The 23,981-nt window shown below is 73.8% G+C and carries 20 protein-coding genes; 11 read left to right on the forward strand and 9 right to left on the reverse strand.

Going from position 1 to position 23,981, the window contains the following annotated elements:
- Positions 1 to 50: 50 nt before the first annotated feature.
- Entirely contained in the window at positions 51 to 1,490 is a 1,440-nt protein-coding gene (locus NFX44_RS32075) for a GuaB1 family IMP dehydrogenase-related protein (RefSeq protein ID WP_262287348.1), read from the forward strand.
- Positions 1,491 to 1,526: 36 nt separating this feature from the next.
- Here NFX44_RS32075 and NFX44_RS32080 read toward each other — a convergent pair whose 3' ends face one another.
- On the reverse strand, positions 1,527 to 2,075 hold the full coding sequence (locus NFX44_RS32080; RefSeq protein ID WP_262287349.1) for a TetR/AcrR family transcriptional regulator: 549 nt from the start codon (positions 2,073 to 2,075) through the stop codon (positions 1,527 to 1,529).
- A gap of 113 nt (positions 2,076 to 2,188) precedes the next feature.
- Here NFX44_RS32080 and NFX44_RS32085 point away from each other — a divergent pair, with 113 nt between their 5' ends.
- The 3 genes from NFX44_RS32085 (at position 2,189) to NFX44_RS32095 (ending at position 6,572) form a co-directional block, all read left to right on the forward strand.
- Positions 2,189 to 2,710 (forward strand): MarR family winged helix-turn-helix transcriptional regulator, encoded by a 522-nt coding sequence (locus NFX44_RS32085; protein ID WP_262287368.1) that lies wholly within the window; start codon positions 2,189 to 2,191, stop codon positions 2,708 to 2,710.
- Positions 2,704 to 4,437, forward strand: coding sequence for an ABC transporter ATP-binding protein (locus NFX44_RS32090; protein ID WP_262287350.1), 1,734 nt, complete (start codon positions 2,704 to 2,706; stop codon positions 4,435 to 4,437). Before NFX44_RS32085 ends, NFX44_RS32090 begins: the two co-directional genes overlap by 7 nt.
- 104 nt (positions 4,438 to 4,541) lie before the next feature.
- The gene (locus NFX44_RS32095) at positions 4,542 to 6,572 is read left to right on the forward strand and encodes an ABC transporter ATP-binding protein (protein ID WP_262287369.1); all 2,031 of its coding nucleotides are present in this window, start codon (positions 4,542 to 4,544) and stop codon (positions 6,570 to 6,572) included.
- Between the two features lie 46 nt (positions 6,573 to 6,618).
- Here NFX44_RS32095 and thrS read toward each other — a convergent pair whose 3' ends face one another.
- On the reverse strand, positions 6,619 to 7,836 hold the full coding sequence (thrS, locus tag NFX44_RS32100) for a threonine--tRNA ligase (protein WP_262287351.1): 1,218 nt from the start codon (positions 7,834 to 7,836) through the stop codon (positions 6,619 to 6,621).
- A 523-nt stretch (positions 7,837 to 8,359) separates the two neighbouring features.
- On the opposite strand from thrS, the gene NFX44_RS32105 reads away from it, so the two are divergent.
- The 3 genes from NFX44_RS32105 to NFX44_RS32115 all read left to right on the forward strand — a co-directional run bounded on the left by NFX44_RS32105 (position 8,360) and on the right by NFX44_RS32115 (position 9,963).
- On the forward strand, positions 8,360 to 9,031 hold the full coding sequence (locus NFX44_RS32105) for a DedA family protein (protein WP_262287352.1): 672 nt from the start codon (positions 8,360 to 8,362) through the stop codon (positions 9,029 to 9,031).
- Positions 9,028 to 9,207: a hypothetical protein gene (locus NFX44_RS32110; RefSeq protein ID WP_262287353.1), complete on the forward strand. Its 180-nt coding sequence runs from the start codon at positions 9,028 to 9,030 to the stop codon at positions 9,205 to 9,207. Before NFX44_RS32105 ends, NFX44_RS32110 begins: the two co-directional genes overlap by 4 nt.
- A gap of 72 nt (positions 9,208 to 9,279) precedes the next feature.
- Complete coding sequence (locus NFX44_RS32115; protein WP_262287354.1) at positions 9,280 to 9,963, forward strand: DUF998 domain-containing protein; 684 nt, start codon at positions 9,280 to 9,282, stop codon at positions 9,961 to 9,963.
- On the opposite strand, the gene NFX44_RS32120 is transcribed toward NFX44_RS32115, so the two are convergent.
- Entirely contained in the window at positions 9,941 to 11,344 is a 1,404-nt protein-coding gene (locus tag NFX44_RS32120; protein WP_262287355.1) for an NAD(P)H-quinone dehydrogenase, read from the reverse strand. The two genes, NFX44_RS32115 and NFX44_RS32120, sit on opposite strands and share 23 nt — an antisense overlap.
- A gap of 165 nt (positions 11,345 to 11,509) precedes the next feature.
- Between NFX44_RS32120 and NFX44_RS32125 the strand changes: the two genes are divergently transcribed.
- Positions 11,510 to 11,965: a gamma-glutamylcyclotransferase gene (locus tag NFX44_RS32125; RefSeq protein ID WP_154229937.1), complete on the forward strand. Its 456-nt coding sequence runs from the start codon at positions 11,510 to 11,512 to the stop codon at positions 11,963 to 11,965.
- Positions 11,966 to 12,037: 72 nt separating this feature from the next.
- Here the strand turns inward: NFX44_RS32125 and NFX44_RS32130 are convergent, their stop codons facing one another.
- Genes NFX44_RS32130 through NFX44_RS32145 form a run of 4 tightly spaced genes read right to left on the reverse strand, consistent with a single transcriptional unit; the run spans position 12,038 to position 15,404 of the window.
- A complete protein-coding gene (locus tag NFX44_RS32130) occupies positions 12,038 to 13,000 on the reverse strand; it encodes a GNAT family N-acetyltransferase (RefSeq protein ID WP_262287356.1) in 963 nt (320 codons plus the stop codon).
- Positions 13,001 to 13,042: 42 nt separating this feature from the next.
- A complete protein-coding gene (locus tag NFX44_RS32135; protein ID WP_262287357.1) occupies positions 13,043 to 13,783 on the reverse strand; it encodes a hypothetical protein in 741 nt (246 codons plus the stop codon).
- Between the two features lie 43 nt (positions 13,784 to 13,826).
- Entirely contained in the window at positions 13,827 to 14,768 is a 942-nt protein-coding gene (locus NFX44_RS32140; RefSeq protein ID WP_262287358.1) for a hypothetical protein, read from the reverse strand.
- Between the two features lie 6 nt (positions 14,769 to 14,774).
- Positions 14,775 to 15,404, reverse strand: coding sequence for an MBL fold metallo-hydrolase (locus NFX44_RS32145; RefSeq protein WP_262287359.1), 630 nt, complete (start codon positions 15,402 to 15,404; stop codon positions 14,775 to 14,777).
- A 121-nt stretch (positions 15,405 to 15,525) separates the two neighbouring features.
- Between NFX44_RS32145 and NFX44_RS32150 the strand changes: the two genes are divergently transcribed.
- A complete protein-coding gene (locus NFX44_RS32150; RefSeq protein ID WP_262287360.1) occupies positions 15,526 to 16,488 on the forward strand; it encodes a DUF4349 domain-containing protein in 963 nt (320 codons plus the stop codon).
- On the opposite strand, the gene NFX44_RS32155 is transcribed toward NFX44_RS32150, so the two are convergent.
- Both NFX44_RS32155 and NFX44_RS32160 read right to left on the reverse strand, forming a co-directional pair.
- Positions 16,445 to 17,704 carry an amidohydrolase gene (locus tag NFX44_RS32155; protein ID WP_262287361.1) on the reverse strand — a complete coding sequence of 420 codons (1,260 nt, stop codon included), beginning with the start codon at positions 17,702 to 17,704 and terminating at the stop codon, positions 16,445 to 16,447. The genes NFX44_RS32150 and NFX44_RS32155 overlap by 44 nt on opposite strands.
- 639 nt (positions 17,705 to 18,343) lie before the next feature.
- Positions 18,344 to 19,927, reverse strand: coding sequence for a methylmalonyl-CoA mutase (locus tag NFX44_RS32160; RefSeq protein WP_262287362.1), 1,584 nt, complete (start codon positions 19,925 to 19,927; stop codon positions 18,344 to 18,346).
- A gap of 204 nt (positions 19,928 to 20,131) precedes the next feature.
- On the opposite strand from NFX44_RS32160, the gene NFX44_RS32165 reads away from it, so the two are divergent.
- Positions 20,132 to 22,168: a serine/threonine-protein kinase gene (locus NFX44_RS32165; RefSeq protein WP_262287363.1), complete on the forward strand. Its 2,037-nt coding sequence runs from the start codon at positions 20,132 to 20,134 to the stop codon at positions 22,166 to 22,168.
- Positions 22,169 to 22,217: 49 nt separating this feature from the next.
- Entirely contained in the window at positions 22,218 to 23,882 is a 1,665-nt protein-coding gene (locus tag NFX44_RS32170) for a phospho-sugar mutase (RefSeq protein WP_262287364.1), read from the forward strand.
- Positions 23,883 to 23,981 lie beyond the last annotated feature (99 nt).

Raw genomic sequence — 23,981 nt, forward strand, 5'->3', positions numbered from 1 at the left:
TTGGGCCACCAGCGGCGGCGGGACCGGCCGCGAGCAGGAATGATGGCCGGGTGCGGTTCCTTCATGGCGCGGTCCCCGCGCACGACCTGACCTACAACGACGTCTTCATGGCGCCCAACCGTTCCGAGGTGGGCTCCCGGCTGGACGTCGACCTCGCCTCGGCCGACGGCACCGGCACCACCATCCCGCTGGTCGTGTCGAACATGACCGCGGTGGCCGGCCGGCGGATGGCCGAGACGGTGGCCCGGCGCGGAGCCGTCGCGGTGATCCCGCAGGACATCCCGATCGAGGTGGTGGCGAACGTCGTCGCCTGGGTCAAGCAGCGGCACCTGGTGCACGACACCGCGATCACGCTCGGCCCCACGGACACCGTGGGCGACGCCATCCACCTGCTGCCCAAGCGGTCGCACGGCGCGGTGATCGTGGTGGACGAGGCCGGCCGCCCGCTCGGCGTGGTCACCGAGGCGGACACCGTCGGGGTGGACCGCTTCGCCCAGCTCCGGCACGTGATGTCCACCGAGCTGCACACCGTGCCGGCCGACGCGGACCCGCGTACCGGCTTCGACCGGCTCTCGGCGGGCCGGCGGCGGCTCGCCCCGGTGGTGGACGCCGAGGGCCGCCTGGTCGGGGTGCTGACCCGGTCGGGCGCGCTGCGCGCCACGCTCTACAAGCCGGCCGTGGACGACCGGGGCCGGCTGCGCGTCGCCGCCGCGGTGGGCATCAACGGCGACGTGACCGGCAAGGCGGCCGCCCTGCTGGAGGCCGGGGTGGACACCCTGGTGGTGGACACCGCGCACGGGCACCAGGAGCGGATGATCTCGGCGCTGCGGATGGTCCGCAAGCTCGACCCCGGGGTGCCGGTGGCGGCGGGCAACGTGGTCACCGCCGACGGCGTACGGGACCTCGTCGAGGCGGGCGCCGACATCATCAAGGTCGGCGTCGGGCCGGGCGCCATGTGCACCACCCGGATGATGACCGGCGTGGGCCGCCCGCAGTTCTCCGCGGTGCTCGACTGCGCCACGGCGGCCCGCTCGCTGGGCCGGCACGTGTGGGCCGACGGTGGCGTACGGCACCCGCGGGACGTGGCGCTGGCGCTCGCGGCGGGCGCCTCGAACGTCATGATCGGCTCCTGGTTCGCCGGCACCTACGAGTCGCCCGGCGATCTCTACACCGACGCGGACGGCCGGCGCTACAAGGAGAGCTTCGGCATGGCCTCGGCCCGCGCGGTGAGCGCCCGGACCGCCGAGGACAGCGCGTTCGACCGGGCCCGGAAGGCGATCTTCGAGGAGGGCATCTCCTCGGCCCGGATGTACCTGGACCCGAACCGGCCCGGCGTCGAGGACCTGATCGACGAGATCATCTCCGGGGTGCGCAGCGCGTTCACCTACGCGGGCGCGCGCAGCCTGGAGGAGTTCCACGAGCGGGCGCTGGTCGGTGTGCAGAGCACCGCCGGTTACACCGAGGGCATGCCGCTGCCGACGAGCTGGTGACCCGGGGGCCGGGTCCCCTGCCGAGGGGCCCGGCCCTCAGGGAAAGAGCCGGCTGATCACGGTGCGGGCGGCGGCCTCCGGGTCCGGGCCGACGCGGGGCGGCAGGGCGCCGGAGAGCCAGAGCGTGGCGAAGCCGTGCACGATCGACCAGGCCGCGAGCGCGTCGACGTCCGGCCCGCGCCCGGTGCGCCGGGCCACGCCGGTGCGCAGCAGCTCGCCGGCCCGGGTCCGGGCGGCCACCACCGCCGGGTCGTCGGGGCGGTAGAGGTCGGGGCGGAACATCACCTCGAAGTGCGCCCGGTGCCGGACCGCGAACCCCACGTACGCCACCCCGGTGTCGACGAGTTCGTCGCCGGCGTCGCGCAGCGCCTCGGCCAGCAGCTCGAAGCCCTGCGCGGCGAGCGCGGTGAGCAGCCCGGCCTTGTCGCCGAAATGGTGGGCGGGGGCGGCGTGCGAGACGCCGGCCCGCCGGGCCAGGTCGCGGAGGCTCAGCGCGGCCGGGCCGGACTCCGCCATCGCCTCCACCGCCGCGTCGAGCAGGGCGCGGCGCAGGTCGCCGTGGTGGTACGCGCGGGACTGGGTCATACGCGCCACTCTAACTTGCCATTGACAAGATTCCCTCCGGTGGCCGAGGTTCGGCTGACCGCGTAAATAGTTTGGGGCCTTACCGTCCGGGAGCTAACCTAACGCCCGTGAACATGGGACCGCTCGTCCGCTTCCCCGACGCCCTCCAGCACGCGCCGCTCGGCCGGCTCATCTCGATCGCCGGCCACATCGTGGAGCAGCACTGGGGTCGCTACCTCGCCGAACACCACGGGCTCACCTCCGCCGGCATGCGGGTGCTGCTCGTCCTGCTGCGGGCCGGCGACAGCACCCACCGGGAGATGGCCGAGCGGTGCTTCGTCCGGCCGGCCACCCTCACCGGCATCGTCGACACCCTGGAGCGCGACGGCTTCGTGGCCCGGCGGCGGGACCCCCACGACCGGCGCAGCGTGCAGCTCAGCCTGACCGACAAGGGCCGGGAGCACGCCCTCGCCATCATCGACCTGATCCACAGCAACCGACCGCTGACGTCGGTCGACGCGGACCCGGCGAAGCAGGCCGTGATCCGGGAGTTCCTCACGGAAATCATCACGAGCATGTCCGACGGGGACCTTCGCCGGTTGAACCGGAACAGCGAGTCCCACACCGAAGACCCATCCGGGAGCCGTCCGTGCTGATCCGCCTGCTCCGTACCCACCTGCGCCCGTACCGGCGGTTGCTGGCCGCGGTGGTGGCCTTCCAGTTCGTCGGCACGATGGCGTCGCTCTACCTGCCGAGCCTCAACGCCGACATCATCGACCGGGGCGTGGCCGTCGGCGACACCGACCAGATCATGCGTACGGGCGGCTGGATGCTGCTCGTCAGCCTGCTCCAGATCGCCTGCTCGATCATCGCCGTCTACCTGGGCGCGAAGACCGCGATGGGCTTCGGCCGGGACGTCCGGGCCGGCATCTTCGCGCACGTCAACAGCTTCTCGGCCCGCGAGGTGGCCCGGTTCGGGGCGCCGTCGCTGATCACCCGGAACACCAACGACGTCCAGCAGGTGCAGATGCTGGTGTTGATGAGCTGCACCATGCTGGTCGCCGCGCCGATCATGAGCGTCGGCGGCGTGGTGATGGCGCTCCAGGAGGATGTGGGCCTCTCCTGGCTGATGCTGGTCTGCGTGCCGGTCCTGGCCGTCACCCTCGGCCTGATCACCCGGCGGATGGTTCCGGGCTTCCGGCTCATGCAGACCCGGATCGACACGGTCAACCGGGTGCTGCGCGAACAGATCACCGGCATCCGGGTGGTCCGGGCCTTCGTCCGGGAGCCATACGAGACCGAGCGCTTCCGGGTGGCGAACACCGACCTGACCGCGACCGCCCTGCGGATCGGCCGGCTCCAGGCGCTGATCTTCCCGGTGGTCATGCTGGTCCTCAACGTCTCCAGCGTCGCGGTGCTCTGGTTCGGCGCGGAACGGGTGGACTCCGGTCAGATCCAGGTCGGCGCGCTCACCGCCTTCCTGCAGTACCTGATGCAGATCCTCATGGCGGTCATGATGGCCACCTTCATGCTGATGATGGTGCCCCGCGCGGCGGTCTGCTCCGAGCGGATCGTCGAGGTGCTGGACACCGACTCGTCGGTGGTGCCGCCGGTCGAGCCGATGATCGCGATGACCCGCCGCGCGGAACTGGAGTTCCGCCGGGTCTCCTTCCAGTACCCCGGGGCGAGCGCGCCGGTGCTGCACGACATCTCGTTCCGAGCCAGCCCGGGCCGGACCACGGCCATCATCGGCTCCACGGGCGCCGGCAAGACGACCCTGCTCACCCTGATCCCCCGGCTGGTCGACCCGACCGCCGGCGCCGTGCTGGTCGACGGGGTGGACGTGCGGCTGCTGGAACCCGACGAGGTGTGGCGCCGCATCGGGCTGGTGCCGCAGCGGCCGTACCTGTTCAGCGGCACCGTCGCCAGCAACCTCCGCTACGGCAACCCGGACGCGACCGACGCCGAGCTGTGGGCGGCGCTGGAGATCGCCCAGGCCCGGGACTTCGTGGCGGAGATGCCGGGCGGCCTGGAGGCGCCGATCGCGCAGGGCGGCACGAACGTCTCCGGCGGCCAGCGGCAACGGCTGGCGATCGCCCGCGCGCTGGTCCGCGAGCCGGAGATCTACCTGTTCGACGATTCCTTCTCCGCGCTCGACCTCGGCACGGACGCCCGGCTGCGGGCCGCGCTGAAGCCGGTCACCGCGGACGCGGTGGTGGTGATCGTGGCGCAGCGGGTCTCCACGATCATCGACGCCGATCAGATCATCGTGCTCGAGGACGGGGGCGTCGTCGGAATGGGACGACATGACGACCTGCTGGTGACCTGCCCGACGTACGCCGAGATCGTGGCGTCCCAGCAGACCGCGGAGGTGACCGCGTGAGCGGCGTACCGGGGCAGAAGCCGTCGCCGGAGGCGAAGGCCGACGCGGCGCCGCCGCAGCGGCTGCCCGCGGCCGGGCGGCGCGGCGGCGGTGGGCCGCCGTGGATGGGCGCCGCCATGCCGGCGGAGAAGTCGATGAACTTCGGGCCGTCCGCCCGCCGGCTGCTGGGCCGCCTCCGGCCGCACCGGTTCTCGCTGGCCGCCATCATCACCCTGGCGGTGGCCAGCGTCGGGGCGAGCGTGATCGGGCCGAAGATCCTCGGGCACGCCACCGACCTCATCTTCGCGGGAGTGGTCGGCCGGCAGATCCCCGCCGGCACCACCCAGGAGCAGGCGGTGGCCGCGGCCCGGGCCGCCGGCAACGACAACTTCGCCGACATGCTGGCCCGGATGGACATCGTGCCCGGCGCGGGCATCGACTTCACGGCGCTGGGCCGCACCATCACCCTGGCGCTCGCCCTCTACCTGGGCGCCAGCCTGCTGATGTGGTGGCAGGGCTGGCTGCTCAACGGGGTGGTGCAGCGCACCGTCCTGCGGCTGCGCGCCGACGTGGAGGAGAAGCTCAACCGGCTGCCGCTGCCCTACTTCGACAAGCAGCCCCGGGGCGAGCTGCTGAGCCGGGTCACCAACGACATCGACAACATCTCGCAGACCCTGTCGCAGACGCTCAGCCAACTGCTCAGCGCGCTGCTCACCGTGGTCGGCGTGCTGGCCATGATGGTGTGGATCTCGCCGCTGCTGGCCCTCGTCGCCCTGGTCGCGGTGCCGCTGTCGGTGGTCGTCACCCAGCAGATCGCCAAGCGGTCGCAGCGCCGGTTCATCGCGCAGTGGCGGCACACCGGTGAGCTGAACGGCCTCATCGAGGAGACGTACACCGGCCACGAGCTGGTCAAGGTCTTCGGCCGGCAGCGCGAGGTGCAGGCCGCCTTCGCAGCCAAGAACGAGGAGCTGTTCCGGGCCAGCTTCGGGGCCCAGTTCATCTCCGGGATCATCATGCCGGCGATGATGTTCGTGGGGAACCTCAGCTACGTCGCGATCGCCGTGGTCGGCGGGCTCCGGGTGGCCTCCGGGTCGATGAGCCTGGGCGACGTGCAGGCGTTCATCCAGTACTCGCGGCAGTTCACCCAGCCGCTCACCCAGATCGCCTCGATGGCCAACCTGCTCCAGTCCGGGGTGGCCTCGGCCGAGCGCGTGTTCGAGGTGCTCGACGCCGAGGAGCAGGCCCCGGACCGGCCCGCGCCGCCCCGGGTCACCGGCCGGGTCGAGTTCGAGCACGTCAGCTTCCGCTACGACCCGGACAAGCCGCTGATCGACGACCTCTCGCTGGTGGCCGAGCCCGGGCACACGGTGGCCATCGTGGGCCCGACCGGCGCCGGCAAGACCACCCTGGTCAACCTGATCATGCGGTTCTACGAGCTGGACGCCGGCCGGATCACCCTGGACGGGGTGGACATCAGCTCGCTGCGCCGCGACGAGCTGCGCGGCCGGATCGGCATGGTGCTCCAGGACACGTGGCTCTTCGGCGGCACCATCCGGGACAACATCGCGTACGGGCGGCCGACCGCCACCGAGGAGGAGATCCTGGCCGCGGCCCGGGCCACCTTCGTGGACCGGTTCGTGCGCAGCCTGCCCGACGGCTACGACACGGTGATCGACGAGGAGGGCAGCAACGTCAGCGCCGGCGAGAAGCAGCTCATCACCATCGCCCGGGCGTTCCTCGCCGAACCGTCGCTGCTCATCCTCGACGAGGCGACCAGCTCGGTCGACACCCGCACCGAGGTGCTGCTCCAGCGGGCCATGGCGGCGCTGCGCACCGAGCGGACCAGCTTCGTCATCGCGCACCGGCTCTCCACCATCCGCGACGCCGACCTGATCCTCATGATGGACCAGGGCCGGATCGTCGAGCAGGGCACGCACGACGAACTGGTCGCCGCGAACGGCGCCTACGCCGAGCTCTACCGGTCGCAGTTCACGGCGGCGGTGGTCGAGGAGGAGGCCGCCGCGCCGCTGCCGGTGGGCGGGCCGCCCGGACGGCCCGGCGGCGGACCGCCGGGAGGGCCCGGCAGGCCGCCCGGAGGGCCCGGCGGGCCCGGCGGACCGCCCGGAAAGCCGGCGGCCGCGCCGGCCGGGCGCTGACGTGGACGCCACGAGGGGCGACCCGGCCGGAGCGGGCCGTGTGCGGTCAGGCCGGCGGGAGCAGGTCGGCCGAGCGGGCGGCCACCACGCCGGCGACCAGCGCCAGCGCGTCGGCCACCGGCATCGGGTCGAGCCCGCGTCCGTCGCGCAGGCGCAGCGAGACCGCGCCCTCGGCCGCCTCCCGGGGGCCGATCACCCCGAGGTACGGGACCCTGCGGCGGGCCGCGTCGCGGATCCGGGACCCCAGCGAGCCGGCCAGGTCGACCTCGGCCCGCAGGCCGGCCGCCTCGGCCCGGCCGGCCAGCTCGACGGCCGCGTCGGCCTGCCCGTCGTCGACCGGGAGCAGCACCAGCTGCACCGGGGCGTACCAGGCCGGGAAGGCGCCCGCGTGCACCTCGATGAGGTACGCGAACAGCCGCTCCATGCTGCCGACCAGGCTCCGGTGCACCATGACCGGTCGCTTCCGGCGCCCGTCCGCGTCGGTGTACGACAGGTCGAACCGCTCCGGCTTGTCGAAGTCGAGCTGGATGGTGGAGATGGTCGACTCCCGGCCGGCCGCGTCGACGATCTGAATGTCGATCTTCGGGCCGTAGAAGGCGGCCTCGCCGGGGCCCTCGTGGTAGTCCACCCCGTCGAGCGCGGCGCGGAGCAGCTCCTCGGCCCGCGCCCAGTCGGCGTCGTCGCCCACGTACTTCTCCCCCGGCCCGCGCAGCGACAGCCGGAACCCGGCCGGCCGGACGCCGAGCGCGGCGTGCGCCTCGCGGATCAGCCGCAGGATCTCGCGCACCTCGTCGCCGACCTGCTCCAGCGCGCAGAAGTTGTGCGCGTCGTTGAGCGAGATGGCGCGCACCCGGGACAGCCCGCCCAGCACGCCCGAGCGCTCCGCCCGGTACATGCCGCCGATCTCCGCGACCCGCAGCGGCAGCTCCCGGTACGAGCGACCCCGGGCGCGGAAGACCAGCGCGTGGTGCGGGCAGAGCGCGGGGCGCAGCACGAACTCGTCGTCGGCGCTCAGCCGCATGGGCGGGAACATGTCGTCGGCGAAGTAGCCGAGGTGGCCCGACAGCTCGAACAGCTCGCGCTTGCCCAGCGGGGGCGAGTAGACGTGCCGGTAGCCGGCCCGGCGCTCCAGCTCCCGCACGTACTCCTCGACGGCGTGCCGGGCGGCGGCGCCGGCCGGCAGCCAGATCGGCAGCCCGGCACCGGCCAGCGGGTCCGAGACGAACAGCTCCAGGTCCCGGCCGAGCCTGCGGTGGTCGATCATGTCGCTCTCCTTGATCGGGTACGACCCGGAGGCGAACTGACCCGGAACGCCGCGAGGCCCCGGAGCGGATCGCCCCGGGGCCTCGTCGACGGAAACGTCAGTGCGGCGCGCCGGGGATACCCGGCGTCGTGGTCAGCACCGCGCTACGCATGCGGCGACGGTACGCGCGGCGACGCGGCGGACGCACCTCGATTTCGCGACGCACCCGGATCCGGTGCGGTGGGGGCGGGTCGCCGGCACGGGACCTGCCGGCGACCCGCGGCGGCCCGGCCGTCGGGAACGGGGGACCCGACGTCTCCGGGGCCGCGCGCCGCCAACGGTACGCCGCGGATCGGGGATCCGCCGCCCGCCCCGACGCTCGGCGACGCCCCGGCGGCCGGTCACATGCGGCGGCGCCGCATCGTCGAACACCAGTGGCCTGCGGGTGTCGGCCGTCACCGCCGGGCAGGGCCGCTCGCGGTGACGCGGGACACGGCGTCAGGCTCGGTGCGGTCTGACGGGGAACTCCGGCGAGGTGGCGGTCGTGGCCGAACTCATCTCTGACGTCGCGTCGCCCACCTGGGCGTACGCGCTGCTGCTCACCCTGCTGATCGCCGACGCCTTCGTGCCGGTGGTGCCGACCCAGGTCGTCATGATCACCAGCGGGGCACTGACCGTGTACGGCGGGCTCAGCCTGCCGCTGACCATCGCGGTCGGCGCGCTCGGCGTCTTCGCCGGCGACCTCGCCTGCTATCTGCTGGGGCGGACCGCCCCGACCCGCCGCGCGCCGCGACACGCGACCCCGGGACGGGCCCGCCGGGCCGCCGCCCGGGTCACCCGCGGGCTGCGCGAACCGGGGCCACTGGTGATCCTGCTCTGCCGGTTCGTGCCCGGGGGGCGGATGGCGGCCTGCTTCTCGGCCGGCCGCAGCCGCTACCCCTACCGCCTCTTCGTCCTCTACGAGGCCGCCGCGGCCATCTGCTGGGCCGCGTACGGGACGCTGGTCGGTCACCTCGGCGGGGCGGCGCTGACCGAGTCGGCGTGGAGGCTGCTGCTGATCGGCGGTGCCGCGGCGGCCGGGTTCGCGGGGGCGGGCTGGGCCATGACGGTGATCAGTGCCCGCCACTCCCGCACGGCCGGCGAGACGACGGCCATCCCGCTGGCGGACGCACCGTTTCCGGAACACCTCATCAGCCTGAAAGAAGACCAGCCATGACCCACGAAGTGAACCCGCGCGACGCCAGAGCCCGGGCCACGAGGGTCGACCCCACCTGGGACGAGCCGCATCGGGTGGCTCGGCGTGCCCATCTGCGGGAGCAGATGCTCGCCTCGGTCAGCGGCGTGCAGCTCGCCGAGATCCGCGAGGACCCGCCCACCCCCGACAGCCGGTAGGGGGCGACCCCCGGACCGAAGTGGGTGGTGGTCCCGGATCCGTTTCGGGCGGTTCCGGCGACAGGCTGAGGCATGCCTGGAACCCGGAGCAGTGGTCTGCTGGCCCTCGGCGGGATCGCCCTGGCGGCGGTGCTCACCGTCGTCGGTCACCTCGAGGTGAACGACAACCTGAATCCCTGGTCGCTGACCGTCAGCGACTTCGCCGTCTCCGACCGGGGCGGCGTCATCGACACGGCCATGGCGGTGCTCGCGGCGGCCACGCTCGTCCTCCTGCCGGCGCTGCGCCGGGCCGGCGCGGGCCGCCTCGCGGGGGCGCTGCTGGTGGCCTGGTCGGCCGGCCTGATGGCCGCCGCCGTGGTGCCCACCAACGAACCCGGCCTGCCCATGGACGCCGCCGCCTACGTGCACCGGTACGCCTCGGTGGTGGCCTTCCTGGCCCTGCCCGTCGCCGGCTGGTTGCTCGCCCGGCGGCTCGGCGGGCGGGCAGCCCGGTGGGTGCGCGGGCTCGCCCTGACCAGTCTCGTGCTGGCCGCGGCGATGGTCTGGTCCGCCTACCCCGGCGACCGGCTGCTGATCGGCCTCGCCGAGCGCCTGCTCATCCTCACCGAGGTCGCCCTGCTCGCGGTGGTCGCCGGCACCCTGGTCCGCCGCGAGACCGGCGAGGTGGCGGTTCCCCGACTCCGGGAACACCCCCACCTCGCCGAGCTGGCGGTGCCGGCCCGGCAGCGCGAGGTCACTCCAGCTCGTGGAGCATGAGCTGGCGGGCGGCCTCGGTGATCGAGCCGGACAGGCTCGGGTAGATCGTGATGGTCTGGGCCAGCTCGTTGACGGTGAGGTTGTTCTCCACCGCCATGGTGATCGGCAGGATCAACTCGCTGGCCTTGGGGGCCACCACCACGCCGCCGATCACCTGGCCGCTGGCCGGCCGGCAGAAGAGCTTCACGAAGCCGTCGGCCAGGTCCGCCATCTTCGCCCGGGCGTTGCCGGAGAGCGGCAGCATCACCTGGCGGGCCGGGACCTTGCCGGCGTCGACCTCGTCCTGCGAGACGCCGACGGTGGCCAGCTCCGGGTCGGTGAAGACGTTCGCCGCGACGGTACGCAGCCGCAGCGGCCGGACCGCCTCGCCGAGCGCGTGCCACATGGCGATCCGGCCCTGCATGGCGGCGACGCTGGCCAGCGGCAGCACCCCGGTGCAGTCGCCGGCCGCGTAGATGCCGGGGACGTTGGTCCGGGAGACCCGGTCGACCGTGACGTAGCCGCCCCGGGCCAGCTCGACGCCGTACTCGGCGAGGCCCAGGTCGCCGGTGTTGGGGATCGAGCCGACCGCGATCAGCGCGTGCGAACCGGCGACCACCCGGCCGTCGGCGAGCACCACCTCGACGCCGTCGTCGATCCGGCGGACCGCCTCGGCGCGCGAGTTGTTGAGGATGGTCATGCCCCGGTTGCGGAACACCCGCTCGATCGCGGACGCGGCGTCGGCGTCCTCGTGCGGCATGACCCGGTCCCGGCTGGACACCAGGGTGACGTCGACCCCCATGGCCAGGTAGGCGCTGGCGAACTCGGCGCCGGTCACGCCGGAACCGACCACGATCAGGTGCTCGGGCAGCTCGGGCAGGTCGTACACCTGGCGCCAGGTCAGGATGCGCTCGCCGTCGGGGAGGGCGGTGGGGAGCTGGCGCGGGGTGGCGCCGGTGGCGATCAGCACGGTGGTGGCGGCGATCGAGTACTCCTCGCCACCGCCGGCCGGCGTGACGATCACCCGGTGGGTGTGACCGAGGGTGTCCTCGCCGAGCCGGGCGGAGCCGGCGACGAACTCGACACCGGCCTTGACCAGCTTGGTGTGGATGTCGGCGGACTGGGCCAGGGCGAGCCGCTTGACCCGCTCGTGCACGGTCCGGGCGTCGACCGTGACGGCCTCCAGGCCGTCCGAGTGCACCCCGAACTCCTCGGTGTCGCGGTAGCCGGTGACCACCTCCGAGCTGGCGATGAAGGTCTTGGACGGCACGCAGTCGGAGAGCACGCAGGCGCCGCCGGCCCCCTCCGCCTCGACCACGGTGACATCAGCGTCCAGCTGGGCGGCGACCAGGGCCGCCTCGTAGCCGGCCGGCCCCCCGCCGATGATCACGATCTGGCTCACGGAGCCATCCTTTCGTTCGCGACTGCGGGGCTCCGCTCCGCTGCACTCCTCGCGCTCACCGCGCTCGCCCCCGATCAATGCTCACAGTGACTTTCTTCTCCCCGTCGCGCTCGACACGCACCGTCGTATTCTCCCCCACCCGTCGGCCGGGCTATCGTCATCGCCGTGCGTCTTTACGCCGCTTACGGCTCAAACCTGGACCCCGCCCGCATGCGTGCCTACTGTCCGCATTCGCCGATGGTGGACACCGGTTGGCTGGAGGGGTGGCGGCTCACCTTCGCGGGCGAGGACGTCATCGGCTGGGAGGGCTCGGTCAGCACCGTGGTCGAGTCGCCGGGCGACCGGGTCTTCGTGGCGCTCTACGACATCCACCCGTACGACGCGGCCCAGCTCGACGAGATCGAGGGTGTGACCTCCGGGACGTACCGGAAGCTGACCGTGCGCGTCTCGACGCTCGACGGGGACGTGACCGCCTGGGTCTACGTCTTCGACGGGTACGAGGGCGGCCTGCCGACGTCGTGGTACCTGTCGGAGATCGCGAACGCGGCGGAGAAGGCGGGCGCGCCGGACGACTACGTCACCGAGCTGCGGTCCCGCCCCACCGGCACCGCGTCCGCGTAGCGCGTCTCCCACGCCTCCAGTCTGCTCCGGCCGGTTCCCCGGCCGGGCGGCGGCCCCGCGGCGGGTCGCGTATCACACACCCGTGGCGGGGACGCTCCGCTCGTACATGTCGGTCCAGCGCGCGTCGGCCAGCCCCACCGAGCGGTAGAGCGTGACCGGGGCGGTCGGGTTGGCCAGGTCGACACCGAGGCCGGCCCCCGCCCGGCCCTTGGCCGCGTAGACGGCGAAGGCCCGGCGCAGCAGCGCCGCCCCCACCCCGCGCCGCCGGTACGCGGGCAGCACGGACAGCGTCCGCACCCAGCCCATGCCCTGGTCGAGTGCCTGGTCGGAGGACTGGAGGGCGCCGGCCGGCGCGCCGTCGACCTCGGCCAGGAACCACTCGTCCCACACCTTGCCGTACGACGGGAGCTGCTCGCGCCACTGGTCGAAGTCGACCGGCTCGTAGTCCGGGGTGTCCCGGAACGCGGTGTCGAAGATCCGGTGGAACAGCCGCAGGTCGGCCTCGTCGTCGGCGCGCAGCGGCCGGACGGTCACCCCGGCCGGGGGCGCCGGCTCGGCGGGCAGGTCGGCCAGCGAACGGGTCATCCGGATGTACCGCTTGAGCCGGGTGAAGCCGGCCTCGACCAGCTCCTCCGCCCAGCGCGTCTCCGGCGCGAAGACGGCGGTCCGGGCGGTGAGGGCGGGCAGCCCGCGTTCGGCGGCCCGCTCGGCGACCCGGTCGAGCAGCCGGGCCAGCAGCGGGGCGCGCAGGTCGGCGCCCCGGTCGGGGTCGACGTAGACCTCGACGAACTCCCGGCCCACCCCGGTGGGGTTGCTCAGGATGGTCCAGCCCACCGCGGTGCCGTCCGGGTCGGTGACCAGCCACGAGTCCCGGGCCATGTCGACGAAGGGCGCGGTCAGGGCGTCCCGGACGTCGTCGGCGTCGAAGTCGGGGTAGCCGACCGCGAACGTGTCGGAGGCGTGCACCACCGTCAGGATCGCGGGCACGTCGTCGAGGGTGGGGCGGCGGGCGGTCCAACCGGCGGGGATCGTCACGCGGCAGATCCTGACAGCCGCCCCGGCGGGCGCGCTCCCCATTTATCCGCCGCGGACGTGCAGTCGCGCGGCGGTGAGCAGGTTGAGCAGTTCGGCGCCCTCGCCGGGGCCGAGCGCCCGGAACGCCGGGGAGACCAGCCGGTCGGTCACCGCCTCGGCCCAGAGCCGCCGCCGCACCAGCGGCCCCACCGGCGGGTACGGCGGCGACCAGCCGCACGCCGCCGCGCCGGCGTCCCCCTCGGGCCCGGCCAGCACCGCCTCCAGCGGTGTCATCCCGGCGGCCCGCACCGCCAGCAGGTACGCCCCGGCGAAGTGCTCGCGGAGCAGCAGCAGCGCGACCGCCGCCCGGGCGCCGGGTGTGGGGTCGTCGACCGGCATGGCCCGCCAGGCGGCGAACAGCGGCATGCCGCTGCCGTCCGCCGCGTCGACCGCCCGGCGCAGCAGCGTGGCGAGGCGGGACGTCTCCGGGGCGTCGCCCAGGCGGGTGGCGCCCCAGCGGCAGCACTCGGCCAGGTTCGCGCCCGCCACCTCGATCGGTGGGACGGTCCGCACGGCGGCGTCCCAGCCGTCGGCGACCGCTTCCGGGGCGATGAAGCCGAGCGCGGCGGCGACCGTCTCGGCACGCACGTCGCCGAGCGCGCCGGCCCGCCCGGTGATGTAGAAGGCCCAGCCGGAGATGCCCAGCAGCCGGGCCCGGCGCAGCGTCGACGGGCAGCGGGAGAACGCCTCCCCGAGCTCCAGCACCAGCGGCTTGCTGGCGGCGGCGACCTGCTCCGGGGTCATCGGCGGCACCCCACCGGCCGTCCACCGTGGTCATCCATCACGATCAGTCTGCCTCGTGGCCACCCTCCGCGGCATCCCCCTCTTCGGCGTCCAGCGCCTCCAACGCGGCCTCCACCTCCCCGGTGCGCCGGCGGGCGGCGGTGAGCGAGCGTTCCGCGCCGCGGCGGGCCAGCTTGGCCCGGCTCAGCTCCTGCTCGGCCACCGCCCGGCGGCGTTCCAGCTCCGCCAGTTCGGTCTCGATCCGGTCCAGCGTCGCCACGCCGTCCCGTTCGGCGTCGGTGGCCCCGGTCAGCTCCGCCTCGGCCCGGTCCTGGTCGTCGCGAGCCTTGGCCAGCTCGCGTTCCACGGCCCGGCGGCGCTTCGCCCGCTCGGCCCGGGCCGCCCGCTCGGCGGCCCGCTGGTCGCGCGTCCGCCGGGTCTCGGTCCGCTCGGCCGCCCGGTCAGGTACGGCGGGCTCCTCCTCGCCGCCCCCGGTCACCAACCGGAGCTGTGGCCGGGGCACCTCACCGAACCCGGCGTAGTGGCTGGGCCGCAGCAGCCGGCCGGCGCGTACCTGCTCGGCCACCTCGGTGTCGGAGAGCGCCGCGTTCAGCGTCGCCTCGACCTCGCCGAGCGGCAGCTTCCCGGCCGGCGGGGCGTTCGGCTCGGCGGCGGCCAGCTTGCGTACCTCGGCGACGAGCGCGCCCACGACGGCCCGGCGCTGCGCGGAGAGTTCGCGGAGCTTGCCGCCGCGCAGGTCCCGCTGCGCCGAGCGGAGCGACTCGGCGAGCTGCGCCAGGTCGGCGACCAGCTCCGGGCGGCGGATGGCCAGCAGGTTGACCAGCCAGGCGGCGACGGTGGGACGGCGCAGCTTGCCGATCTCCCGGGCGGCCTTCGGGTCGCCGGCGCGGCGTGCCTCGGCGACGGCCTCGTCCCGGGCCGCGACGAAGCGGTCCGGCGGCGTCGCGTAGAGCCGCTGGACCAGGTCGGGGGGTGGACCGGGCATGCTCGCTCAGGCGTCGATCCGGGTGCCCGGTTCCAGCCGCTGGTACTCGGTCTTCGACAGCGCGGTGTACTGCCGGTTGAGCATGCCGAAGCCGTTGTCGTTGAGCAGCGCGTCGTGCAGCGCGAACGCCCGGCGCGGGGCTACGGCCCGGATGAAGTCGACCACCTCGGAGAACTTCGACCAGGGCGCGTGGATCGGGGCGAAGAGGGTGTCCACCTGGATGTCGTCGGGGACGACCAGCGAATCGCCCGGGTGGTAGACCACGTCGTTGAACACGTAGCCCAGGTTCTGGACGACCGGGATGTCCGGGTGGATGACGGCGTGCTGGCCGCCGTACGCGCGGACCGCCACCCCGGCCGGGGTGAACGACTCACCGGGCGTGATCACGGTCAGCGCCTCGGCCGCGTCGCCGAGCACCCCGGCGAGCGAGGCCGGGCCGTGGACCGGGACGGGCCGCCGGTCCAGCGCCCGGGTCAGCGCCTCGACGTTCACGTGGTCCGGGTGCTCGTGGGTGATCAGCACCGCGTCCACCCCGTCCAGCGCTTCGGGCTCGCTGAAGACTCCGGGGTCCACGACCAGCACTCCCCCGTCGTGCTCCAGCCGTAGGCAGGAGTGGGCGTACTTGGTGACCTGCATCGTGACTCCTCGATTATCGAATCGTGACGTCCTCAGCGCAGTCTGCCGGAACCGGCGCGGTGTCGCGTCGCGTCCGACGTATCGGTCCCGCAGCGGGGCCGCGGAGGATCGGAGCGCGGACATGAGGATACGGGACAGCCGGCGCCGGGGCCGGGCGCTCGCGGCGGCCGGGCTGCTGCTGGTGCTGGGCGCGGGTGCGTGCAGCGCGGACGGCGGGACGAACGACACCGCGGGTTCGGCCGGGCAGCCGCAGGCCGCCACGGGCGGGGACGCGGCGGCCCGGGACCAGGCCGCACCCGAGAAGGCACAGCCCGGTGCGGGGGGCGCGGACCTGCGGGTCGACCAGCGGGCGATCATCTACACCGGAACGCTCCAGGTGCGGGTGGACGACGTGGAGCGGGCGGCCCGCGAGGCGAGCACGGCGGCGACGGCGGCCGGTGGCTTCGTCGGCGGCGACCAGCGCAACAGCGACGCGGCGGACGCCCGGGCCGAACTGACCCTGCGGGTGCCGGCGGACCGGTTCACGACCGTCCTGGAGGCGCTGGTCAAGCTCGGCGAGCAGGAGCGGCGCGAGGTGCGGACCGAGGACGTCACCGAGGAGACGGTGGACCTGGACGCCCGGATCGCCACCCAGCGCGCCCGGGTGGACAGCGCCCGGCGGCTGCTGGCGCGGGCCACCTCGATCAACGACCTCGTCACGCTGGAGAACGAGGTGGGCCGCCGGGAGGCGGACCTGGCCTCGCTGGAGGCGAAGAAGCGGCGGCTCGCCGACCTGACCGCGCTCTCCACCATCACGGTGACCTTCCTCGGCCCGGAGGCCGCGGCCACCGAGGACGAGGAGGACCTCGGCTTCCTGGCCGGGCTGCGGGGCGGCTGGTCGGCGTTCCTGGGCTCGCTGCGGGTGGCGCTCACCGTGCTGGGCGCGGTGCTGCCGTTCGCGGTGGCGATCGGCGTGCCGGTGGCCCTCGTGCTGACCCTGGCCCGCCGGCGCGCTCGCCGTACGCCGCCGGGCGGCCCGGCGCTGCCGGACGGTCCGGTGCCTAGCGGGCCGCCGCCAGTGCCCGCAGCGCGGTCTGGACCATGAGGCGCACGCCGACCGGGATGGCGCGCTCGTCGACGTCGAACGACGCCCGGTGCAGGTCCACGTTGGGCCCGTTCCGGCCGACGCCGAGGCGGGCGAGCGCGCCGGGCACGTGCTCCAGGTACCAGGAGAAGTCCTCGCCGCCCATGCTCTGCGGGGTCTCGGCGATGCCCTCCGGCCCGAGCGCGGCCGCGGTCGCGGCGGTGAACACGCCGATGGCCCGGGCGTCATTGGTGACCGGCGGCCGGCCGCGCAGGTACTCCAGGTCGACCGTGGCGCCGGTGGGGGCGAGGACGTCCCGCACCACCTGAGCCACGATCTTCGGGGCCTGGTCCCAGGTGTCCCGGTCCATCACCCGCAGGGTGCCGGCGGCGCAGGCCTCGGAGGGGATGACGTTGTAGCGGGTGCCGGCCGAGGCGTGGCCGAACACCAGCAGCAGCCCGCTGTTGGCCGGCACCCGGCGGCTGACCAGGGTCGGCACCTCGGTGACCAGCCGGCCGAGCGCGTCGACCAGGTCGACGGTCAGGTGCGGGCGGGCGGTGTGTCCGCCCGGGCCGGTGAGCCGGACGGTGACGTTGTCGGCGGCGGCGGTGATCGGACCGACCCGCAGGCCGACCTTGCCGACCGGCAGGTTCGGGTCGCAGTGCACGGCGAAGATCTGCACCACGTCGTCCAGGCCGCCGGCCTCGATGACCTCCAGCGAGCCGCAGGGCAGGATCTCCTCGGCCGGCTGGAAGATGAGCCGCACCCGGCCGTCGAGCTGACCGAGGTCGGCGAGCTGGGCCAGCAGCATGCCCACGCCGAGCATCACGGTGGTGTGCACGTCGTGGCCGCAGGCGTGGCAGACGCCGTCCACGGTGGACCGGTACGGCACGTCCTTCGGGTCGCTCAGCGGCAGCGCGTCGATGTCGGCGCGGAGCGCGATCACCGGGCCGTCGGGCCGCCCGTCGATGTCGCAGATGACGCCGTTGCCCTTCGGCAGCAGGCGCGGCTTCAGCCCGGCGAGGGAGAGCTCCCGGTGCACGAGGGCGGCCGTCTCGAACTCCTCGCCCGACAGCTCAGGGTGGGAGTGGATGTGACGTCGGGTGGCGATGAGGCCCGGTACGCGCAGCGCGAGCAGATGGTCGAGCTCCAGGGGCAGGGGCTGGGACCCGGTCGGCGCCTCCGGCCAGGACGACGCCAGCGGGCTGCCCGAGGGCAGCGTCAACGCACTCGTCACGTCGAATTCTCGATCACTAGAGATGGAAGGATCATCGGGGAGAACAGCAGACAGCCTAGACCTCCGGCGGTGACGCTGCGCAACGTCTTTCGCGTAGCGGTCGGACCGCGCAGCGTCACGAATGCCCTGGTGGGAGGGCCCGAATATCTGCGGGACAGCAGGTAGATCGCGGTCGAACGCCGTCATCTGCCCCACACCTCCTACAACGCGTAACCGCTTCAACGGTCACCAAAACACTGGTCGTCGTTCCGAATTGTCGCATTAGTCGCGACAATTAACTGCCGCTCGGACAATTGCGCGACAACGGTCGGCTGTGGGACGACTCCTCACGGTGACATGTCGCCCCCGCGTGCGACCGCACAGGCTGTCCGTCCCGTTCACCCGGCCGGGTTACCCGCAATCCCGGTCCGCACACGCGGGCCGGGACTGGCCACGCTGCCCGACGGCTCCGGGAGCGGCGCCCGGGCGGCGTCGCCCGGGGAGGATCCGCACCGAGCCGTCACCGCCCCGCCGCATGCGGGGAGACCACCGACTCTACGCCGCCGCACCAGTGTCCGCCCAGCTCAGGGCGGTCGGGAACACGACGGCGGCCCGCGCCGGACACCGCGTCGGGTGCCGGCCGGGCCGCCGTCGTCGCCGTCAGAACCGGTCGCTCGGCCGGTGGATCCCCCACACGTCGCGCAGCGTCCCGCACACCTCACCGACGGTGGCCCGGGCGCGCAGCGCCTCCTTCATCGGGTAGAGCACGTTGGCGTCGCCCTCGGCCGCGGCCCGCAACTCGGCCAGCGCGCGCTCGACGGCACCGGAGTCCCGCTGGGCGCGCAGCTTGGCCAGCCGCTCCGCCTGGCCGACCTCGATCGTCGGGTCCACCCGCAGCGGCTCGTACGGCTCCTCCTCGTCGATCCGGAACCGGTTGAGCCCGACCACCACCCGCTCACCCGAGTCGATCTCCTGGGCGATCCGGTACGCGGACTGCTCGATCTCCCGCTTCTGGAAGCCCGCCTCGATGGCGTCCACCGCCGAACCGTGGTCGAAGACCCGCTGCATCAGCTCGTCGGCGGCCGTCTCCAGCTCGGCGGTCATCGCCTCCACCACGTACGACCCGGCGAACGGGTCGACCGTGGCGGTCAGGTCCGTCTCGTACGCCAGCACCTGCTGGGTGCGCAGCGCCAGCCGGGCCGCCTTCTCGGTGGGCAGCGCGATCGCCTCGTCGAAGCTGTTGGTGTGCAGCGACTGGGTGCCACCGAGCACCGCGCCCAGGCCCTGGACCGCCACCCGGACCAGGTTCACCTCCGGCTGCTGGGCGGTGAGCTGCACGCCGGCGGTCTGGGTGTGGAACCGCAGCATCATGGACTTCGGGTTCTTCGCCCCGAACTCGTCGCGCATGAGCCGGGCCCAGATGCGCCGGGCCGCCCGGAACTTGGCAACCTCCTCCAGCAGGGTGGTGCGCGCCACGAAGAAGAACGACAGCCGGGGCGCGAAGTCGTCCACGGCCAGCCCGGCGGCGAGCGCCGCCCGGACGTACTCCACGCCGTTGGCCAGGGTGAACGCGATCTCCTGCGTGGGCGACGCGCCGGCCTCGGCCATGTGGTAACCGGAGATGGAGATGGTGTTCCACTTCGGCACCTCGGCCCGGCAGTAGGCGAAGGTGTCGGCGACCAGCCGCAGCGAGGGCTTCGGCGGGAAGATGTACGTCCCCCGGGCGATGTACTCCTTGAGGATGTCGTTCTGGATGGTGCCGTTGAGCGCCGAGCCCGGCACCCCGGACTCCTCCGCCACGAGCTGGTAGAGCAGCAGCAGCACCGAGCCGGGCGCGTTGATGGTCATCGAGGTGGAGACCTTGTCCAGCGGGATGCCGTCGAAGAGCGTCCGCATGTCCTCGATGGAGTCGATGGCGACGCCGACCTTGCCCACCTCGCCGTGCGCGATCGGGTCGTCGGAGTCATACCCCATCTGGGTGGGCAGGTCGAAGGCGACGGAGAGACCCATGGTGCCGGCGCGCAGCAGCTGGTGGTAGCGGGCGTTGCTCTCCGTGGCGGTGCCGAAGCCGGCGTACTGCCGCATGGTCCACGGTCGCGACGTGTACATCGTCGGGTAGACGCCACGGGTGTACGGGAACTCGCCCGGGCCGCCCAGCCGGGAGTCCAGGTCCTCCGGAAGGTCCGCCGCCGTGTAGACGCCCTTGATCGGGAAACCCGACTCGCTTGACCGCGCTTCGCTCATTACCGGATGGTAGGACGCGGTCGCCGTTCGTTGGGTGAGGGATACCGCACACCGCGGCGGCGCGCGGCGACCGGAGGTGAGTAGCTGGCCACATACCGTCGAGTAGGTAAACGTCCGCCGCGTCGGGTTTCGCATCGGGCGTCGGAACCAGCAAGATAGTGGGGTTGTGTCCCAGCCCCCTCGATATCCCCCGGTGGCTTTTCTGTGACTCAGATCCCGACGTGGAGCGGCGGACCCGCCAGTCCCCCCACTGGACGCGCAGCACCCGGCACCACCATCGGTGGCCGCTACTCGCTGCGCTCGCCGGTCGGCAACGGCGGCATGGGCACGGTCTGGCGCGCGACAGACACCCTGCTGCGCCGCGACGTGGCGGTGAAGGAGGTCGTCCTCCCGCCGGGGCTCGCCCCCAGCGACCGCGACGCACTGTACGAGCGGACCCTCCGCGAGGCCCGCGCGGCCGCCGCGATCCAGCATCCCGCCGTGGTCCAGGTCTACGACGTGGTCACCGAGGGTGGCCGCCCGTGGATCGTGATGGAGCTGCTGGACGCCCGCAGCCTGGCCGACATGGTGATCGAGGACGGGCCGGTCGCGCCCCGCGCGGTCGCCAAGATCGGCATCGCCCTGCTCGGCGCCCTGGAGGTCGCGCACGCGATCGGCGTGCTGCACCGCGACGTCAAGCCGGCCAACGTGCTGATCTGCACCGACGGCCGGTGCGTGCTGACCGACTTCGGCGTGGCCCGGATGCCCACCGACGTGCAGCTCACCACTCCCGGCATGGTGCTCGGCTCGCCGCACTTCATCTCGCCCGAGCGGGCCATGGGCCAGGAGTTCGGCCCGCCCAGCGACCTCTTCTCGCTCGGTGTGACGCTCTACACCGCGGTGGAGGGGCGTCCCCCGTTCGACAAGGGCGACCCGATCGAGACCATGCACGCGGTGGTCGAGGACCCGCCGGCCACGCCGCAGCGCAGCGGCCCGCTGACCCGCGTGCTGATGGGCCTGCTGGAGAAGGATCCCGCCCGCCGGCTGGACGTGCACACCGCCCGGGGCATGCTGCGCGAGCTGCTCGCCGGCCCGCTGACCAGCACCGCCACGGCGGTCAACTCGGTCACCGACCCGTACGCCGTGGTGCCGGTGCAGCGGCCGTCGACCCCGCCGGCGATCATCACGCCCGAACCGAAGCCGGGCGCCCAGATCGGCGGCCGGGCGATGATCGGGCCCGGCGAGTCGCTGACCGACCGGCTCGCCGCCCTGCGCCGGGGCGAGCGCCCGGACTCCACGCCGGCCGGTTCCGCCGCGCTCGACGAGACCAGCGCCGACGCGCTGGCCGGTCCGCTGCACACCCCGACCGGGGCGATGTCCGCGTCCGGCGCGGCCCCGGAGGCCACCCAGCGCATCTCACCCGACGCCACCCAGCGGCTCGGCCACACCGCCGGCCCGGACGCCACCCAGCGGGTGTCCGGCCACCCGGACGCCACCCAGCCGGTCTACGGCCGGGGCGCCGACGCCACCCAGCCGGTGTACGGCGGCAACCAGTGGTCGGTGCCGGGCACCGGCCAGCCGTGGACGACGTCCCCGGGCGGCGCGCCGGCCGACGGAGGCGCGCTCGGCCGGGCCAAGGGTGCCGGCGGCCAGCTCCTCGGCCGGGTCCGCAGCTGGCCGCGCAAGGTCCAGCTCGCCGCCGCAGGCGGCGTGGCCGTCCTGCTGCTGGTCGGCGTGATCGCGCTGACCAGCGGCGGCGACGACGCGCCCCCGCCGATCGTGGGCGCGCTGCCCAGCGCGACGGCCGAGGCTCCCCCGGTGGAGATGCAAGCGCAGTCGGTCAAGGGCGTCAACGTGCAGGTGCCGAAGGGCTGGGACCGCAAGACCGGCGGCGTCTTCGTCGACTTCGTCGACCCGGGGACCGCGGGCCGCAAGGTGCGCATCCTCGCCGAGGACTGGAACGGCACCTCGGTCAGCTGGGCCGAGTTCGCCTCCCGCAACCTGCGTGACAAGAGCAAGTCGTGCGCCAAGCCCTACGAGCAGCTGGGGATGAGCGAGTCGACGCTCGCCGGCAAGCCGGCCGCCGGGTTCGAGTACACCTGCGGCGACGGCGACGCGAAGCGACACGGCATGTGGCGCGGCGTGGTGCAGGACGGCAAGGTCTACTCGTTCTACCTGACCTCGAACGAGGCCGACTTCGCCGCGAGCAAGCCGATCTTCGAGGCGATGGCGCGGTCGTTCCAGCTCACCGGAGCCAACTGAGTCGAGGCCGACGGCCGGTGGTGATCCGCCGCCATGCTTTCATGAGGCAATGGCGGCGGACACCACTGACCTTGACGACCTTCGCGCCCGGGCCGAGCGCTGGCTCGACGACGACCCCGACCCGGCCGATCGGGACGAGCTGCGCGCCGTCCTCGACGGGCTGCCCGGCAGCGCGCCCGAGCTGGCCGACCGGTTCGCCGGCCCGCTGACCTTCGGCACCGCCGGGCTGCGCGGCCCGCTGCGGGCCGGCCCGAACGGGATGAACCTCGCGGTGGTCACCCAGGCCGCCGCCGGGCTGATCGGCTGGCTCGCCGCCCAGGGCGGCGAGGGTCCGCTGGTGATCGGGTACGACGCCCGGCGCGGTTCGCTGGCCTTCGCCGAGCGCACCGCGCAGGTGGCCACCGGCGCGGGTCGCCCCGCGCTGCTGCTGCCACGACCGCTGCCCACCCCGGTGCTGGCCTTCGCGGTGCGGCACCTCGGCGCGGTGGCCGGCGTGATGGTCACGGCCAGCCACAACCCGCCCCAGGACAACGGCTACAAGGTCTACCTGGGCGCGCAGCTCGGCGGGGAGCTGGGCGCCGGCGCGCAGATCGTGCCGCCGGCCGACGCGGGCATCGAGGCGGCCATCCGGGCGGTCGGCCCCCTGGCCGGGGTGCCGCTCGGCCCGGCCGGCCAGGTGCTCGGCGACGACCTGGTCGCCGCGTACGTGGAGCGGGCCGCCGCGGTGGTCGATCCGGCCGGCCCGCGGGACCTCAAGGTGGCGTACACGCCGCTGCACGGGGTGGGCGCCGCCGTGCTGACCGCCGCCTTCGCGCGCGCCGGTTTCGCGACGCCCGGCGTGGTGCCCGAGCAGGCCGAGCCCGATCCGGCCTTCCCGACGGTCAACTTCCCGAACCCGGAGGAGCCGGGCGCGGTGGACAAGCTGGTCGCGCTGGCCGGCAGCACCGGCGCGGACATCGCCATCGCCAACGACCCGGACGCGGACCGGTGCGCGGTGGCCGTGCCGGCGGACGGGTCGTGGCGGATGCTGCGCGGCGACGAGGTGGGCGCGCTGCTCGCCGACCACCTGATGCGGCGCGGCGTGACCGGCCTGTACGCCACCACGATCGTCTCCTCGTCCCTGCTCCGGGCCATGGCCGCGGCGCGGGGCCTGCCCTACGACGAGACGCTGACCGGGTTCAAGTGGATCGTCCGGGCCGGGGGCGGCCGGGAACCGCTGGTCTTCGGTTACGAGGAGGCGCTCGGCTACTGCGTCGCGCCGGAGCACGTCCGGGACAAGGACGGCATCACCGCCGCGCTGACCGTCGCCGAGCTGGCCGCCTTCCTGAAGTCCGAGGGCCGGACGCTGACCGACCGGCTGGACGAGCTGGCCGCCGAGTTCGGCGTGCACCACACCGACCAGCTCTCGGCCCGGGTGGACGACCTGCGGCTGATCGCCGGAATGATGACCCGCCTCCGGGCGGCCACGCCGAATTCGCTGCTCGGGCACCCGGTCACCGAGGCGCTCGACCTGCTCCCCGAGGCGGACGTGGTGATCCTGCGCACCGATGCCGCCCGGGTGGTGATCCGCCCCTCCGGCACCGAGCCGAAGCTCAAGGCGTACCTGGAGGTGGTGGAGCCGGTGACGGGCGGCGACGTCCCCGCGGCCCGCCGCCGCGCCCACGCCGCAGTGACGGAACTGCGCGGGGAGATCGCCAAAGCCCTCGGCCTCTGAACCCGCGCCCGTCCCCGCGTTGATCATGAAGTTAGCGGCAGAGAAAGCGGTTTCCGCCGCCGCTAACTTCATGATCGCCGGGGCAGGGCGGGGCGGGGG

Origin of the sequence: Micromonospora sp. MA102, assembly GCF_025460765.1 — a bacterium.
Taxonomy (GTDB): domain Bacteria; phylum Actinomycetota; class Actinomycetes; order Mycobacteriales; family Micromonosporaceae; genus Micromonospora; species Micromonospora halotolerans.